Source organism: Caldanaerobacter subterraneus subsp. tengcongensis MB4, from assembly GCF_000007085.1.
Classification (GTDB): Bacteria; Bacillota; Thermoanaerobacteria; order Thermoanaerobacterales; family Thermoanaerobacteraceae; genus Thermoanaerobacter; species Thermoanaerobacter subterraneus.
This window is the reverse complement of the sequence record NC_003869.1, coordinates 1107582-1124586: the sequence shown is the minus strand read 5'-3', so window position 1 is coordinate 1124586 and position 17005 is coordinate 1107582. Positions and strand designations below refer to the sequence as shown.

12 protein-coding genes and 4 pseudogenes are annotated in these 17005 nt (G+C 35.0%); 1 reads left to right on the top strand and 15 read right to left on the bottom strand.

The features are described from left to right. Positions 1–121: 121 nt before the first annotated feature. Positions 122–502, top strand: coding sequence for a hypothetical protein (locus tag TTE_RS05350; RefSeq protein WP_157858514.1), 381 nt, complete (start codon positions 122–124; stop codon positions 500–502). 127 nt (positions 503–629) lie between these two features. Here TTE_RS05350 and TTE_RS05345 read toward each other — a convergent pair whose 3' ends face one another. From TTE_RS05345 to TTE_RS05280, 15 genes and pseudogenes are all read right to left on the bottom strand, one after another. After that, entirely contained in the window at positions 630–1937 is a 1308-nt protein-coding gene (locus TTE_RS05345; protein WP_011025467.1) for a histone deacetylase family protein, read from the bottom strand. A gap of 18 nt (positions 1938–1955) precedes the next feature. Beyond that, on the bottom strand, positions 1956–3632 hold the full coding sequence (locus TTE_RS05340) for a hydantoinase/oxoprolinase family protein (RefSeq protein ID WP_011025466.1): 1677 nt from the start codon (positions 3630–3632) through the stop codon (positions 1956–1958). A gap of 211 nt (positions 3633–3843) precedes the next feature. After that, positions 3844–4137: a UPF0236 family transposase-like protein gene (locus tag TTE_RS14240; protein ID WP_226990166.1), complete on the bottom strand. Its 294-nt coding sequence runs from the start codon at positions 4135–4137 to the stop codon at positions 3844–3846. A 238-nt stretch (positions 4138–4375) separates the two neighbouring features. Further along, on the bottom strand, positions 4376–4669 hold the full coding sequence (locus TTE_RS13305; RefSeq protein ID WP_050724075.1) for a hypothetical protein: 294 nt from the start codon (positions 4667–4669) through the stop codon (positions 4376–4378). Positions 4670–4871: 202 nt separating this feature from the next. Beyond that, entirely contained in the window at positions 4872–5738 is an 867-nt protein-coding gene (locus TTE_RS05325; protein WP_009609554.1) for a DUF1002 domain-containing protein, read from the bottom strand. Positions 5739–5880: 142 nt separating this feature from the next. Beyond that, positions 5881–7318, bottom strand: a pseudogene (locus TTE_RS05320) (IS200/IS605 family accessory protein TnpB-related protein). Continuing rightward, on the bottom strand, positions 7299–7892 hold the full coding sequence (locus TTE_RS05315; protein WP_011025462.1) for an IS607 family transposase: 594 nt from the start codon (positions 7890–7892) through the stop codon (positions 7299–7301). Before TTE_RS05315 ends, TTE_RS05320 begins: the two are co-directional and overlap by 20 nt. Before the next feature lie 368 nt (positions 7893–8260). Then, complete coding sequence (locus tag TTE_RS05310) at positions 8261–9883, bottom strand: acyl-CoA dehydratase activase (RefSeq protein ID WP_011025461.1); 1623 nt, start codon at positions 9881–9883, stop codon at positions 8261–8263. A 22-nt stretch (positions 9884–9905) separates the two neighbouring features. Then, positions 9906–11156: a 2-hydroxyacyl-CoA dehydratase subunit D gene (locus TTE_RS05305; RefSeq protein WP_011025460.1), complete on the bottom strand. Its 1251-nt coding sequence runs from the start codon at positions 11154–11156 to the stop codon at positions 9906–9908. Positions 11157–11382: 226 nt separating this feature from the next. Beyond that, a complete protein-coding gene (locus TTE_RS14235; RefSeq protein ID WP_022587753.1) occupies positions 11383–11523 on the bottom strand; it encodes a hypothetical protein in 141 nt (46 codons plus the stop codon). A gap of 171 nt (positions 11524–11694) precedes the next feature. Continuing rightward, positions 11695–11981, bottom strand: a pseudogene (gene rsmG, locus TTE_RS05300) (16S rRNA (guanine(527)-N(7))-methyltransferase RsmG); the annotation flags it as partial. A gap of 1 nt (position 11982) precedes the next feature. Then, complete coding sequence (mnmG, locus tag TTE_RS05295; RefSeq protein ID WP_011025458.1) at positions 11983–13884, bottom strand: tRNA uridine-5-carboxymethylaminomethyl(34) synthesis enzyme MnmG; 1902 nt, start codon at positions 13882–13884, stop codon at positions 11983–11985. A 9-nt stretch (positions 13885–13893) separates the two neighbouring features. Next, positions 13894–14998, bottom strand: a pseudogene (gene mnmE, locus TTE_RS05290) (tRNA uridine-5-carboxymethylaminomethyl(34) synthesis GTPase MnmE); the annotation flags it as partial. A 138-nt stretch (positions 14999–15136) separates the two neighbouring features. Continuing rightward, on the bottom strand, positions 15137–16573 hold the full coding sequence (locus tag TTE_RS05285; RefSeq protein WP_011025457.1) for an IS200/IS605 family accessory protein TnpB-related protein: 1437 nt from the start codon (positions 16571–16573) through the stop codon (positions 15137–15139). Beyond that, positions 16554–16969 (bottom strand): annotated as a pseudogene (locus TTE_RS05280) (MerR family DNA-binding transcriptional regulator). Before TTE_RS05280 ends, TTE_RS05285 begins: the two are co-directional and overlap by 20 nt. Between the last annotated feature and the right edge of the window lie 36 nt (positions 16970–17005).

The window sequence follows — 17005 nt, the reverse complement described above, 5'->3', positions numbered from 1 at the left end:
ACCTGTATTCCCAAGCCTTTTGGGTTTTGAACTGACAAAGTCAAGAGGAATAAATAGTACCCTTTTCAAAGATTTTACTTATAGAATGGGAGAACTAATACGAGAGGGAGAACCTCTGTATTTGCGAAATGATTACCTATACGCGGCTAGAAAAATTTTTGAAGAATACTACAGAGAATGCAAAATAGACCTCCCCGAATGGTTCCCCAAAAAGCCTTTTAACGACTACGAAGAGAGAGGAAAAAGATGGTGGCAGGAAAAATATAAACATCACAAAGAACTCTTTCAAATAAGGCCTGATGGCACAATCTACGTAGAAATAAACGAGCTTTTCAAAGATCCTAAAGAAAAAGACTTCGCTCTAAATATGCTGGGCCCCGGCTGCATAAACGAATCCAGCCATATCCTTATACTAAACGAAAAAGAATTTTTTGAATACATCGGAGAAAAGAAAAAGCTAAATCCTGTCATAAGGTTGATAAAAGGGTTAGTAAAATCTTGAAAAAAGCGCCCATAATTCTCCTTGGGCGCTTTTTGAGTTAATTTTTAGCGCTTTTATTGATTTTTTTAGTCTTTGAACTTTTTTGAGACTTATTATTACAATAATATACTAACACCAGATAGTGTTTTTATTTAGAATAATATTCGTCATTTACTCTATCTTGTAAATACACATTTGTATAATGAGAAGAAGCATTTTTATACAGTTTGTATCCTTCATCAATACAATTAGGGCAGGCATCTCTAGGAATAGTTATAGCAAATATATGATATCCTCTATCACTTTTTGACTCAATTGTATTTACTCCAGAGCACTTGTTACATATTTTAAAATTTTGAACTTGTGTTTCTAATATACCATCTGTATCATAATACACTCGTCTAGGTCTTTTTACATAATTCACATCTTTAAATTCTTTTAATCGCAAGTCATCTTTATTTCTCCAGCGGTTATATACTATTTCTGACAATTTTTTGATATATTCTGTAATATCTTTTGGCTGTTTTAATTTCTCTTCATCATAATCTGGTTCACGCACTCTAGAGTAGTCAATACCTGCCATAGCTAATATTATTCCCAAATTAACATAAGGCAAAGCTCCTTCAATAGAATAGCCTCCTTCAAGAACTGCGATATCAGGATTTAGTCGTTCGTTTAATTTTGCATATCCTTGAGCTGTAAAGTTCATATTGGTAAGCGGGTCTGTATAATGGTTGTCTTGGCCAGCAGAGTTTATTATTATATCAGGTTTATATTCCTCTAAAATAGGTATTACCACATTATCTAATACGTATAGAAAACCTTCTTCTCCTGTTCCAGGAGGTAAGGGGATATTTATATTGTACCCATAAGCAGCTGGGCCTCCAAATTCTTCTATAAATCCTGTTCCAGGATAGAGAGTTCTTCCGTCTTGATGGAGAGAAATAAACAAAGTATCTTTGTCGTTCCAATAGATATCTTGAGTGCCATCACCGTGGTGACAATCTGTATCTACAATGGCGACTCTTAAATTTCCATATTCTTGCCTTATTCTTTCTAGCATTACTGCTTCCACATTGATTATACAAAAACCTCTATCTCCATAAACTACTCTCTGAGCATGGTGCCCTGGGGGACGAACTAAAGCAAAGGCTTTATCTACTTCTTTTTCCATCACTGCTTGAAGGGCTTTAATAGCTCCACCGGCGGATATGAGGTGAGATTGAGTAACTACAGATTTTACATCTGGCACTACAAAATGTACTCTGTTAATATCTTTTTCTTCAGCAATAATTGGATTATAAAATTTAATTCCTTCAATGTCTTCAATTCCTTCTTCAAAAATTTGATCTTGAGTATAAAGGAGTCTTTCTTCTCTTTCTGGATGAGTAGGACTAATAGCCCAGTCAAAAGCAGGAAAGAATACAATGCCCAATCTATTTTTAGCTTTAATCATTCTCATTCACCTCTCAATTTATTGGATAAGTCCTGGTTTTACCTGAGCTTTAATTCGCATGTTCTTTCCGATAGTATAAAATCCTCTTACCATATTGAAGCTACTTTCTTCTACTATTTCAGCTTCTATTTCCTCAATAGAAGCGCCCAGAGATAGAGCAGATTTTTTGACTAATTCTAAAGCTTTTTCTTTTGCTTTATCAAGAGTATAATTTCCAGTTATTTTTTCATATAATCCTAATTCAGGTACAGAAAGTGTTTTTTTAGAAGTATCAACAAGCATTGTAATTTCAGTAGTTGGTCGTGCTAAAGCTGCACCTACAGCGTTGGCTACAGAATAGTTTTTAGGGTAATAGCAAGGTAAATTAAACTTTTCTTCAAGTACAGGGGCTAATACTTTAGAAGGACCACCAATTATATTTATCAGCTTAGGTTTAATTTTTTTCCCGTACAATAATTCTTTTACAGTATAAACGGGACGGCTATTTATTTCATGTAAAAGTTCATCTACTTTATTTTTAATAATATCTCCCATAGTGCTGAGAATTAATTTTGCCATATCTTTTGCTGATAAATTTAACTCTTTTCCCAATAAAGTCATTGCTTCATAAGCTTTTTTAACATTATCCTGAGTGAGGCTAAATGCATTTTCATCTATCAACTCTAAGGTTATCATGGCATCTGTAGGAGTAGGTTTGGGACCACCAAAAGCGTAAGGCACTCCTTCTCTTTGGGGGCCTATTTTTATCCTGCCATTTCTAACACAAATACTACTATCTCCACCTAAACCTATGGAAACACTATAAATTGCTCTTATTAAAGTTTTATATTTACCTATTCTTATTCCCCACGGTTCAAATAAAGGAACTCCATCGGCAAGGAAAAATATGTCTGTAGTAGTACCTCCAATATCTAGTAATATTGCATCTTCATTGGTAGGAAGCATAGCATTAATTCCCATAAGGCTGGCAGCAGGACCAGATAGGATAGTTTCTACTGGTTTTTTTTCTGCTGTAGAGATATTCATAGTGCCGCCGTCGGCTTTTAATATAAATACTGGTGCATTTATTCCTTCTTTTTCTAGGGATTTTTTAATATTATTTAAAAATTCATTAAAAATACTGTGCACTGCTGAATTTAAATAAGAAGTATACACTCTGCGAGGGAAATTTAACTTGCCTGATATAGTATGTCCCATGGTAACAAAAGAGTTGGGTATTTCATTTTCCAAAATTTCTTTTATTTTTATTTCAATGCTAGGATTTCTAATAGAAAATTTAGTGACTACAGCATAAGCTTTAATATTTTTTTCTTTGAATAATTTAATGGCATTTTCTATTTCAAACAAATTAAAATCTTTAATTATTTCACCTCTGTAATCAATATATCCAGATATAAATACATTTTCATCACCGCAGGCTAAAAAATCATAAGGCAAACCTGGACCAGGTTGAATAATCATTCCTACAGGAGAAAGTTTATTTTCAACTATGGCGTTGGTAGATACAGTGGTGCTTAAATTTATCCTTTCTATTTTAGTATTATCATATCCTGAAAGCAGTTCTTTAAGGGCAGTCCAGATGGAGTTAAATAAATTATCTCTATTTGTAGGTTTTTTTATGGTTTTTATAATCTTGCCTTTTTCTACGATAACTCCGTCTATATTAGTTCCTCCCATATCAAGACCGATGATCAATTAAAAACCTCCTTTCTTTGGAATAATATTATTATAAATTTCCACGCCATTTTATATTTTAATGTTTTTTGTATTTTGTATTCTCACAGAGAAAATTTTTCCGTCTCTTGCCTTCATTATACTATACATTTACTTATCCATGCAATAAAAGATGTTTTAAAGTCCGTATCAAGATTTTATGAGGGTAAAATTTTTATAGCCAACCTCGCCGCTAATAACCTTTAAAACGTATTTTATCCATGACTTGCTCGCAAATGGGCCTTCCAGTATCGGTAACGAAACTTTTAACCATTCTTCTATGTCTTCTTCCGTGTACTTTCTTTTTTTCCTTCTGCTTTGCTCTAAATCCCACTACTTCCCACACTCTTTTGTCTCGGTTCTCCATCAACTTTTTATCCATCTCCTCTGCTGCCCACTCAAGAAGTTGTCTTGATACTTTTTGTGTAAGTTCATGTATCCTTCTCTCCAATTCATAAAAATCTTTACTCTCCCTTATTATTTTCATTAAACCTTGAACAAAAAGCAGGACTATACCCACTTGTGTCGAACATCTAATAATATATTAGACCTCACCTTTCTATGTTTCGATTTTTGATTTTTCCCCGGTGAGGTCTTTTTTCAACATCATCTATACCTCATTTTCCTGCTTTGTTACTGCTGAAATTTTACACTATCTTACATTTATTTTGCTTTCCCCATAACAAGGGGTAATATAAACTTGCGGAACAGTAACAAAATTTGCACTATTGTATATGGACGTAAGGGCTGTATTGCCATCCCCATAAAGATCCAGTCAAAATAGCAGTACACGCTGTATTCTCTAAGCCAATTTTTATATTTAAGTATAATCTATAAACCACAGTGCCTTTAAGCATATCTTTCAAAACTCTTAAAATTTCAAAAAAATCCACTTTTCTTACATCAAACAGTGGAAGTCTAGGCTTTTTTGTAGAGACTCTCTCTCTTTTCTGTCCTTCACTTCTGGCAAAATTTATCCTTAAAACCTTTATCCAAATCTTTTTAGCTTCTGAATCCACTTACAATTTAAAGTTTAGCAATTTTACAAAAAATATATTAGTTTCTATTTTCAGGGAAATAACTTCTTCATCTTTTTTGGTTTCAAGCTTAATTCTAAGAGGTGAAAAATATATTAAAAAGCTAAAAAATAAAAAATTAAAAAATAGGGAAAGGAAACATAAGATATTTCATTATTTCACCTCAATACACTTTGACTTTCCCTTACCTAAATAGTGAAAAGAGCCAATCCAAAAAACCCTGAATAGCCTTTAAAATCTTTTGTAATATGCCTTTATTTTCTTCAACTGTTTTTTTTATCTTCTCCACATCTGCACCGATTTTTTCTAATTGCTTTTTTACTGTTTCAATATCTAAATTAAGCTGATTTATTTTTTTCATAAGCTGAACAATTTGAGATATTTGGTCTTCTGTTAGGTTAATATTGAGCTTACTGGCAACTTCCTTTATCACATTGGCAATTTCATTTTCATCCGTCAACCTCTTCTCAATTACTTCTTTTTTCACTTTTTCAAGAAGTTCAGCTGCCTTCTCTTCACCCACTTTTTCTGCTAATTTACCCGTAATCACTAACTCCTCATTAGCAGTCTTTTTCGCCTCTTCACTTAACTTTTTACCTGTGGCTTCCTCAAATGCTTTCATTATTCCGGTAAGGGCTGCGGTTCCTGATACCTTAAAAGGAGCAGCTACCACAACCCTTGCATCTTTAATTCCTGCAGTTATCATTGCATTTGCGTACATTTCTTTAGAAACCCATGTTATGTTGTGGGTATCAACTAAAATTCCTTCCCCTTCCGGTAATAGCTGCAAATAAGCAGAAGAAATAGCACGAGTCCCTATTTCCCTACCTGGCACTAAACCTTCTAAATATTTCCTCTCCTCTTCATTTGTGACTTTTATAATTTTTACTTGCTTGCCCTCAACACCAAAATATTTTAACATTTCCTGTTGTTGAGAAGGCGTAAGATCTGAACCTAAAGTTACTATTTCTCTTTCAGTGGCATAGATAGGATTAATTAAAGCAAGTGTAGAAAAAAGTATTATTAAGAACAAGCTTACTACTTTTCTCATACCCTGGTTACCCAAACTGTACAAAACTGTACAGTTTAGATAGCTGGGGTATTTGTAGTCCGCCCTTCAGACTTTCCCAGCCCCAGCAGGCGGTATTTGGGAAAGCCATAGCCCCTGCCCCAAGAAGCAGGAACTTGCGCCCTTACGGGTCTCTCCACTTACCCTGAATTAGTAATCCTTTCAGGGTAGAGAAGTCTCTTTTTACCTTCTCAGGAGAGAGTGGAGTCACCACCGCTACCTTGAGAACTCGCCAGAAATCATAGGCACTAAAACTTGTTCCATCCAGAGGTTCTAGCACCCTTCCTGGCTTGCTCTCAAGGCTTTGTAAAATTTCTATTGCTTTATTTATTTCTTTTAAGTGTTTTTTCTTCAACTGCTTGTTTCTGACTGTTTTCTTTACATGCTCTTTTAATTCTTCTAATTCATCTACAGTCAATGCGTTGAGAAACTTTATATAATTATCTGGTATCTTTTCTTGCAGTCCTAATCCTCTTCTTGCTATTACATAGGCTGCTGCTACATCTTTTGTTATCATATACTGCGGTGCATATTTTAACATCCCCATTATTGAGGTGTAAGAAGGATTAACTTCTATTACTTCTATCCCTTCTCGTTTTGCTAAAACTTTTATCTTTTTTAAAAGTGATTTATAGCTAAAATTGTGTCTTATTCTTCTTGATTTTCTTCCTGAAAAATCTCCTCTTTCTCCTCTGTTTTTTATGTCCAATGTTTCGATTACAATTGCTTTTCCTTTCTCTTTTGCTATCTTTACTATCTCATGAGTATATTGCCATCTGAAATATTCTCTTTTGTTTTTATTTCCGCTTGCAAGCTCTGGCATTGGCATACTCCCATAGCTTATTAGATTCCCCTTTTCATCTGTTTCTGCCCATGATATGTTGTCTGGATATGCATTGGCGTCTATACCTATAACTCCTTTGTCCTTTGTTATCTTTATTTCTGGATATTTTTCTTCAATAGCAAAATAGGCGTATATGCTGCCATTTTTGAGTTTTAGCTCTACAGAGTATGGTATATTTGATTTGGAAGATTTCTTGAAGCATCTCTCCTCTGTTTTTATTCTTCTTCCATCCCGCCTGTATCTTTGTATATACATACTTTCTTTCTCCTACATTTATCCTTAAGAAAGTACCATTTTCATTTACTTCTATTCTTGTGTTGAGATTTCCTTTTTTGCTTTTATCTCCTCTTGAATAGAGATTTCCTTTTCTCTTCTCCTGCCACCTAATTTTTAATTTTTCATATGCTTTACCATTTAAATGATGTTTTTGAAGTTTTCTAAACAGTTTTTTTCCGCCAAAAATGACTTTTCTTGGACTTTTACCTAGTTCTTTCGCAGATTCCAGTGTACTCCTTGCTTTCATTATTGCATCATCTACATACCTTGAGTTTAAATTGAATACCTGGGGTAACTTTCTTTTTAAATCTGCTCTTTTTTCTCCTTCTAAAAGTCTGTTGTACGCAAACCTCATACACGATGACCATCTTCTCATTAAGTCTAATACTATTTGTTTGTCTTCTTGACTTAAAAACACAAGTTTAGCCTGTATTACTACCATGTTTTTTACCACCTTTTTGTCCGTAAATTCTTGCCGCAAAAGATGTTACTATTGCTATTAAGTCTTCTGCCAGTTCTTTATTTGCGTCTTCTTCGTTTTCTTTCCCGTTTAAAACTATAAGCTCCACCCCAAAGCTTTCCATGAAAAATTTGAGATATTCAAAGCCAAATCTCGCTAGTCTATCAGGATATTCTATTACAACTTTTTCAACTTCTCCTCTTTTGATTTTGTTTAGAAGCTTTAATAAACCTCTCCTGTTTTCATTTACTCCGCTTGCTATTTCGGATATGACTTCATACTGCCATCCTTGGGAATTAGCATACTCTTCAAGCCTTCTAATTTGATTCTTAAGATATTCTTCTTGTTTCTTTGTGGACACTCTTGCATACAAAACTACTTTAGGTTTTGGTTTTTCTTCCAGCATGCCTAATAACTTCTCTATATCTTCTTTTTTGTACCTTCTTCTTCCTTTTGGTGTTCTAACTGGGGTTATTAATCCTTCCTTTTCCCAGTTTATTAATGTAATTCTGCTTATATCATACAGCTCTTTAACCTTTTTTATAGTTAATAACATTCATCATCACCCAATTAAAATTATATCATTTTTTACTACTAATTTCAACTGTTTTGACCTCCCTATAGCGTCACTTTAATTTCAGGCAATTTTTTAAGGAAGTAATGCCAAAAATACTTTAAAAAGTCTTCTGTTGTAGAATATAGAATGAGTCTCCCTGGAAAAGAAGCCAGTTAAGTTTATATAATTGTGTAAAAAGGGGTTGAGCCATTCCTCACCTTCTGGTTAGAGTAGAAATAGAAACGAACCAAAAACCTAACTAAAAGTTCGTATTCTAACCAGAGGGATTCTACGCAAAAATTTGGACTTGATCAAATTTTAAAAATTCAATCTCTATAAATACATGAGTAAAGCCTATAGTGATACCCTCATTTACCTTCAAGTGAAATTAGCGCTGCTCCAAGCGCTCCGATAATCTGAGGTTCAAATGGAATTATAAGTTTTTCGCCCAGCCTGCTTTCGATGGCATAAACTACTCCCTGATTTTTGGCAACGCCCCCTGTCATCATGTATTTTCCTTTTCTCCCTATTCTGTCGACCAGGGAAATAGCTTTTGAAGCAACGGCTTTATTGAGGGCATGTATTATATCCCTTTGATCCTTATTTTGCGCAATAAGAGATATTACTTCTGATTCTGCAAATACAGTACACATACTGGTAATCGTGATATTTTCTTTTACTTCCTTATGCACTTTTGCCATTTCTTCTATTGAAATGCCTAATGTTCTCGCCATTACTTCAAGAAACCGACCTGTCCCTGCTGAACATTTGTCATTCATTACAAAATCAATGACATTGCCGCTGTCATCTAACCTTATCACTTTGCTATCCTGTCCGCCTATATCTATAACAGTTCTAACAGTATTGTCTATAAAAAACGCGCCTTTTCCGTGACAGGTAATTTCGGTTACAATTCTATCTGCAAAGGGAATGCTTACTCTTCCATACCCTGTTGCTACTATTGATGTAATATCCTTTTCTTGAAGTCCTGCATTTTTTAAAGCAATTTCAAAAGCTTTAAAAGCACTTTCTAGAGCTTTAGGACCTGTTGGAATAATAGAATATGATATTATGTTTTTGTTTTCGTCGATTATGACTACATTTGTAGAAGTAGAGCCACTATCCACTCCTACAAAATATCCTTTCTTGGCTTTCTGTTTTTCCATCTTTTTAATACCGGTTGATTCCAAAAAAGCATCTATTCTTGTTAAAATCTGTCCGCTATTTGAATCGTTATAGTCAGTTTCAATTTTTAAAAGTGGGAGGTCTGCTTTGCTTTTGAGCTCAGCATACTCATAGGAATAAAAATCACAGAACTTTATGGTGTTGTATATTATCCCCTTGAATTCTTTATTGATTAACTTGCTTCGATCTTCTGCCATTCTCATACAAGGTGTTAAATTAAGAAGCGATTCCGCGTAGCTTTTTAATAAATTATCTTTTGCTTCGATATTGAATACTCTTTCTTCACCTGTGCAGGTAAAATTTATTACCTTTGCTGTACAAGAATTTCTGATTTTTTCTATAACATCATCTTTAAGCCTCGCGCCTAATATAGCAATGCTTTCAGCAGATTGTTTTTCTTTAGTAAAAGACTTGCTTTCTAGAATTTTTAGCAAATTCTCTTCAGCAAAATTCTTGTTTTTAAAGGCCTGATACGCTTTTATAAATTCAATTATTTCATTGTAAAAAAGATCTATTGCGAGAGGATCTTTTTTTCTAGGCAGGTCCAGAAGATGGATAAATTTTACTTTATCTTTTAATACATCATAAAGCCTTTTTATACTATCACAACACGCAGTTAATATAACCTCTTCAATATTATTTTCAATTATATTTTCCAAAACCCCTTTTGCAAAACTGCACATATTTGAATGAATCAGTGCTTCAGCACGCTCATGAGACTTATATCCTGACTCAAGTCTTACCGGTTCTTCTCCAAAGGCTTCGATTATTTCTACAGGCGTGTATTTACAAATGTACCCTATCAATTTTTCACCTCCAGAAGGATTACTAGAGCATTTCAAGAAAGGCTTCGAGCCTTGTCCTATTCTGTCCCTCTTGATTATTTCTTTTGTCTACACAATCCCCATCTAAATAAAGAAATGGAATACCCAATTCTGAAGCAAGATTTTTAATTATAAACGTTCCACCCATCGACTGTTTACAGCCCAAATGACAAAACTGTATAATGCCGTCCGGTTTTATTTTTTCTATCAGTTCTTTGATTCTTGCAACTCTTCTATTTATTTCACCATTAAAAGAGTTTAAGATAAGCTTTTCAGCGATTCCCTTGAAAGGGTCGTTTTCATCAATTTCATCAAGAAAATCATAATTTAAGTCACTACCAGCAATGTGAAATTTATCGCTGAAGTTAAAGTAATCTTTAAAATTTTTCTCAAATATAGGAAGAAGGTGTATAAAAAATATGCTTTTTCCACTTCTTTCAGGAGCTCTTTTTATATCCTCCACTAACATCTCATAAAAATGTAATACTTCCTTGCTTCCAATGAATACATGGGATGCAAAGAGCATATACATTTCAAAGGTCATAGTAGGTATAAATCTTTTTTCTCCCGCATAATTTAAATATTCTCTCATAAGTGCTCTTGTTTTATTTTCCGTTTTTACAACTTCCCTCAATTTATCAATATCAAGCTTTCTATTAAAAACTTCCCCAAGCTTTTCCGCCACTTCCAAAAGCTGCTTTTTTACATACATTACGGCGTTTTTAGAATATTTGTAGGGAATATCAATAATGTACAGTGGAACCCCGTGTTTTTTTGAAAGATACTTGAAAGTAGGTATATTCGCATCACAGATCATAGAAGTAGTCATCATAAATTTAGGTTTTTTGAGAATATTAAGCTCACTGGCTCCTATAAAAGTTTTATGGTAACTGCATAAAGTATTTGACATGCCTCTCGATTCGGCAGTATCAATAAGATAATCTTCAATGAAGAAGCCTGACATGAAAGAAGAATATGCTTCAATAAATAAGGGTTTTATGTCCATGGCAATCAAAAATTCAGAGGGTGCAAAGAGGTTTACCCAAGCAGAATTTTGAGGATTTGCTAGAGAGTCTTTTATGCTTTTTATACAGTATTTATTTAGGTAATGAAGAGATTTGGGAATCCTCCTGTCTTTGAAAAAGCTCACATAATAATAAGCAGTGGTAAGACCAAGGTTTATCAGCTTATTTACTTTTTCCGGACTGTCCATATTCTCTTTTATAATATTGGCATAAATCTTTACTGTATCCATTTTATCACTGCCCCGTAAACTCTTCTTTTTTGATCTTTTAATTAATGTTACCACATTTTTATAAAATTTTGTAGCCGCGTCAAATACAAAAGTGCGTGTCAAGATTTTGTAAGTAAAAATTTTTGTAGCCGACCTCACCGCTAATAACTTTTAAAAACGCATCTTATCCATGGCTTACTCACAAATGGACCTTCCAGTATCGGTAATGAAACTCTTAACCACTCTCCTATGTCTTCTTCTTTGTATTTTCTTTTTTCTCCTGTTGCACTGGCTGTATTATCTTTTTTATTTCATCCCCGACCTCACTTTCCTTTGTTTTGATTTTTAATTTTTCCCCAGTGAGGTCTTTTTTATATCTATACCTCATTTTCCTGCTTCGTTACCTACTGAAATTTTACACTATCAGACTTAAGATAAAAAATAAAGCGCCTACCAAATTTAAAAAATAAGCGCTCATACTACAAAGGCTTTGTCCTTATGACTTTTTCTCTTCGAGAATACTTTGGAGACAGAACATCAACTTTTTTACTACAATCAAATGGACTATGTCAACATCCTTAAAAAAGAGCGTTTTTGAAACGACATTCAAAAAATTGACTTTCTTCTTAGATGCTTCAAGAAGAGAGTAAGTCTAATTTCAGGAAAAACTATTTTTAAAGGAATTCCCGGAAATCCAGCTCCTGTCCCTGTATCTATAACCTTTTCTTGGCGTTTTATCTTATTATATCTTACCAAAGATAAACTGTCTAAAAAATGTTTTATCACTACCTTCTCTTCCTCGGTACTCGCCGCCAAGTTCATCTTTTGATTCCATTTCAATAGCATTTCAACTGATTCTGGATTCATTGGACTTCTTTTTTCTCATCTGTTGTAAATATATTAAAAGTACAGAAATATCTGCAGGTGAAACTCCTGAAATACGGGATGCCTGTCCAACAGAAGTAGGTCTTATCTTTGACAGTTTTTCTTTAGCTTCATTGCTGAGTCCACTGATCTGGTAGTAATCTATGTCCTCTGGAATTTTTTTATTCTCCATCGCCTTAAACTGTTCCACTTGTCTCAACTGCTTCAAAATATACCCTTCATATTTTATGTTTATGTCGATTTGCTCTGCAACGCTATCTAAAATGTCATCGGGTCTATCTGGATCTAAAAATTTAGTAGATTTGTAGTCAACTTCGGGTCTCTTCAATAAAGTGTACAGGTCTACACCCGAAACTAAAGGAGTGCTTCCTCTGGAAATTAAAAAGTTGTTGACTTCTTCTGTCGGCCTCACCATGACTGTGGAAAGCCTTCTCATCTCTTTTTCTAACTGTATTTTCTTCCTCAAAAATTTCTCATACCTTTCTTCTGTCACAAGCCCTATTTCTTTTCCTATCTCAGTCAATCTAAAATCTGCATTGTCCTGTCTTAATAACAATCTGTATTCTGCCCTTGAGGTTAGCATTCTGTAGGGTTCATTTGTACCTTTTGTGACTAAGTCATCAATGAGAATGCCTATATAGGCTTGAGAGCGGTCCAAAACTACAGGAGGTTTGTTTAAAATTTTCATGGCAGCGTTTATTCCTGCCATCAACCCTTGAGCCGCCGCCTCTTCATATCCAGATGTCCCATTTACTTGACCAGCAAAATAAAGGCCCTCTATCCACTTAGACTCTAAAGTAGCTTTTAATTGAGTTGGGTCTATGCAGTCATACTCTATGGCATAAGCAGGTCTCATTACCCTCACATTTTCAAGCCCTGGAACTGTCCTCAAAAATTCTAACTGGACATCCTCAGGAAGGCTGGAGGACATTCCCTGCACGTACATTTCATAGGTATCCCTGCCTTCTGGCTCAATAAAAATCTGATGTCTTTCTCTGTGAGGAAACTTCACAACTTTATCTTCAATGGAGGGACAATACCTGACTCCAACTCCCGTTATGGCCCCCGTAAAAAGAGGAGCTCTGTGAATGTTATCTCTTATTATTTTGTGAGTCTTCTCATTGGTATAAGTGAGCCAGCAGGGCATTTGTTCAATTTCTATTTTATCGTGCATGAAAGAAAAGGGAGTTATAACCTCATCTCCCGGCTGTATTTCCATCTTAGAAAAGTCAATACTTCTCTTGTCCACTCTTGGAGGAGTCCCTGTCTTAAATCTCATCAATTTAAATCCCAATCTTTTTAAAGCCTCAGATAACTCGCTTGCCGGGAAAAGACCGCTGGGACCACTTTCAAAGTCCACTTCTCCAATTATCACTCTTCCTTTTAGGAAAGTACCTGTAGTTATAATGCAGGCTTTACATTTGTAAATGGCACCTAATTTTGTAACAACCCCCGTAACTTTATTGTCTTCCACCAATATGTCCACAATCTCTGCCTGCTTAATATCGAGATTTTCCTGCCTTTCAAGGGTGTGTTTCATATTCATCTGATAAAGCTTTTTGTCAACCTGGGCCCTTAAAGAGCGAACAGCCGGCCCTTTACTGGTATTTAATGTCCTCATCTGCAAAAGAGACTTGTCAGTGTTTATGGCCATCTGGCCTCCCAAAGCGTCAATTTCCCTCACTAGCTGAGCCTTTGCAGGACCTCCAATGGAAGGATTACAGGCCATGAGAGCTATCGCATCCAGATTTGTGGCAAACCCCACAGTACTAAGTCCAAGTCTAGCAGAGGCCAAGGCAGCTTCACTGCCAGCATGTCCCAAACCAACTACACAAACATCGTATTCTCCAGCAACAAACCTCATAAACACCACCTACTTTCCTACACAAAATCTCTCAAAGATTTGGTCTATTACATCCTCTGTAGCTGTCTCACCGGTGATTTTTCCAATTTCATTCAATGCGCTGTTTAAATCAATTGTGATGAGGTCCTCACTGTAGCCTTTTTCAATGGCTTCTACCACGCTTTCCATGTATTTTTTGGCATTTATGAGAGCCTCTTTATGCCTTGCATTGGTAATTATTTCTTCATTCCCTATTGTAACATTTCCTTTAAATACTAAATTATAAATGGTTTCTTCTAATTTTTCCAACCCAATTTTTTAACAGTAGAAACCTCTACTATTATACCATCTTTGGTAAGATTTTTTAATTCTTCTTCAGCAATTTTTTTTGGCAGGTCAATCTTATTGAGAACAAAGATAATATTTTTCCGGTCAAAATATCAAAAATCTCATAATCTTCTTTTGAAAGTTCTCTAGAGGCATCAATTACAAATAAAACTAAATCCGCCGCCCCTAGAACTTCTTTACTCCTTTCAACTCCTATTTTTTCCACCAACTCATCAGTGTCTCTAATCCCCGCTGTGTCAATTAGTCTTATAGGGATCCCCTTCACATTTAGATACTCCTCGATGATGTCCCTTCTAGTGCTGGGAATATCTGTCACAATCGCCCTATTTTCTTTTAAAAGGGCATTTAGAAGTGAAGACTTCCCTACATTAGGCTTGCCAATAATAGCTGTTTTAAGCCCTTCTCTTATTATTCTTCCACTTTCGGCAGAAGCAATTAATTTTTCTATCTCTTTCAATATCTCTTTAGCACTTTCTAACATCTGCCACCTTTCCAGCTTATCCACATCATCTTCAGGAAAATCGATTAAAGCTAAAAGATGAGCAAGCAATTCCATCATTCTATCCTTTAATTTTCTCATCTTTTGTCCTAGGTATCCAGACAATTGCTTTTGGGCGTATTTGTTTGCCAGCATTGTCTTTGCAGTAATTATGTCAATTACCGCCTCTGCTTGGGAAAGGTCTATTCTTCCATTTAAAAAAGCCCTCTTAGTAAACTCCCCTGGCTCAGCCAAGCGAGCTCCCTGCTTTAACACCAATTCCAGAATTTTTGAGGTAACCACTATACCTGGTTACCCAAACTGTACAAAACTGACAGTTTAGGCAGCTGGGGTATTTGTAGTCCGCCCTTCAGGCTTTCCCCATCCCCAGCAGGCGGTATTTGGGAAAGCCATAGCCTCTGCCCCAAGAAGCAGGAACTCGCGCCCTTACGGGCCTCCCCACTTGCCCTGAATTAGTAACTCCTTCAGGACAGAGAAGTCTCTTTTTACCTTCTCAGGAGAGAGTGGAGTCACCACCGCTACCTTGAGAACTCGCCAGAAATCATAGGCACTAAAACTTGTTCCATCCAGAGGTTCTAGCACCCTTCCTGGCTTACTCTCAAGGCTTTGTAAAAATTCCATTGCTTTATTTATTTCCCTTAAATGCTTTTTCTTTATATGCTTGTTTCTGACTGTTTTCTTTACATGCTCTCTTAATTCTTCTAATTCATCTACAGTCAGTGCGTTGAGAAACTTTATATAATTATCTGGTATCTTTTCTTGCAGTCCTAATCCTCTTCTTGCTATTACATAGGCTGCTGCTACATCTTTTGTTATCATGTACTGCGGTGCATATTTTAACATCCCTATTATTGATGTGTAAGAAGGATTGACTTCTATTACTTCTATCCCTTCTCTTTTTGCTAGTGTTTTTATTTTTGAAAGAAGTGATTTATAGCTAAAACTATGCCTTATTCTCCTTGATTTTCTCCCTGAAAAGTCTCCTCTTTTGCCTTTTTCTTTTATGTCCAATTTTTCAATTACTATTGCTTTTCCTTTCTCTTTTGCTATTTTTACTATCTCATGAGCATATTGCCATCTGAAATATTCTTTTTTGTCTTTACTGCCGCTTGCAAGCTCTGGCATTGGTATATTCCCATAGCTTATTAGATTCCCTTTTTCATCTACTTCTGTCCATGATATGTTGCCCGGATGTGCGTTTATGTCTATTCCTATAACTCCTTTTTCTTTTGTTATTTTTATTTCTGGATATTCTTCTTCAATAGCAAAATAGGCGTATATATTGCCATTCTTGAGTTTTAATTCTACAGAGTAGGGTATGTTTGATTCTGCAATCTCCTGCAGAAGTTCTTCTCTTCTCTTATTCTTTTTGTAGCCTGCTTCTATTCTGGCATATACATATTTTCTTTCCCCTACATTTATCCTTAAGAAAGTGCCATTTTCTTTTACTTCTATTCTTGTGTTGAGATTTCCTTTTTTGCTTTTATCTCCTCTTGAATAGAGATTTCCTTTTCTTCTTTCTTGCCACTTTGTTTTTAGCTTTTGATATTCTTTCCCGTTTATATGGCGCTTTTGAAGTTTTCCAAACAAGTCTCTTCCTCCAAAAATGACTTTCTTTGGATTGTTGTCTAATTGTCTAGATGATTCTAATACACCTCTTGCTTTCATTATTGCATCATCTACATATCTTGAGTTTAAGTCAAATGTTCCCTGAAGGTCTCTTTTTAATGTTTTTCTATCATAACCTTCTAGAAGCCTTTTGTATGCAAATTTCATACATGATGACCATCTTCTCATTAAGTCTAATACTATTTGTTTGTCTTGTTGGTTTAGGAAAATAAGTTTAGCCTGTATTACTATCATGTTTTTTATCACCCCTTTGTCCGTAAATTCTTACTGCGAAAGATGTTACTATTGCTATTAAGTCTTCTGCTAGTTCTTTATTTTATTTACTCCACTTGCTATTTCGGATATGACTTCATACTGCCATCCTTGGGAATTAGCGTATTCTTCAAGCCTTCTAATTTGATTTTCAAGATATTCTTCTTGTTTTTTTGTAGATACTCTTGCATATAAAATTACCTTAGGTTTTGGCTTTACTTCCAGCATACCTAATAATTTCTCTATGTCTTCTTTTTTGTATCTTCTTCTCCCTTTTGGTGTCCTAATTGGGGTTATTAATCCTTCCTTTTCCCAGTTTATTAAAGTAATCCTGCTTATATCATATAGCTCTTTAACCTTTTTTATAGTTAATAACATTTATCATCACCCAATTAAAATTATATCATTTTTTAC

What these genes read in the sequence shown, in the direction of transcription:
- TTE_RS05345 (WP_011025467.1), bottom strand. Translation starts at nt 1,937, where the DNA reads ATGATTAAAGCTAAAAATAGATTGGGCATTGTATTCTTTCCTGCTTTT.
- TTE_RS05305 (WP_011025460.1), bottom strand. Translation starts at nt 11,156, where the DNA reads ATGGATACAGTAAAGATTTATGCCAATATTATAAAAGAGAATATGGAC.
- TTE_RS14235 (WP_022587753.1), bottom strand. Translation starts at nt 11,523, where the DNA reads ATGAGGTATAGATATAAAAAAGACCTCACTGGGGAAAAATTAAAAATC.
- TTE_RS14240 (WP_226990166.1), bottom strand. Translation starts at nt 4,137, where the DNA reads ATGAAAATAATAAGGGAGAGTAAAGATTTTTATGAATTGGAGAGAAGG.
- TTE_RS05315 (WP_011025462.1), bottom strand. Translation starts at nt 7,892, where the DNA reads ATGTTATTAACTATAAAAAAGGTTAAAGAGCTGTATGATATAAGCAGA.
- TTE_RS05285 (WP_011025457.1), bottom strand. Translation starts at nt 16,573, where the DNA reads ATGATAGTAATACAGGCTAAACTTATTTTCCTAAACCAACAAGACAAA.
- TTE_RS05325 (WP_009609554.1), bottom strand. Translation starts at nt 5,738, where the DNA reads ATGAGAAAAGTAGTAAGCTTGTTCTTAATAATACTTTTTTCTACACTT.
- mnmG (WP_011025458.1), bottom strand. Translation starts at nt 13,884, where the DNA reads ATGAGGTTTGTTGCTGGAGAATACGATGTTTGTGTAGTTGGTTTGGGA.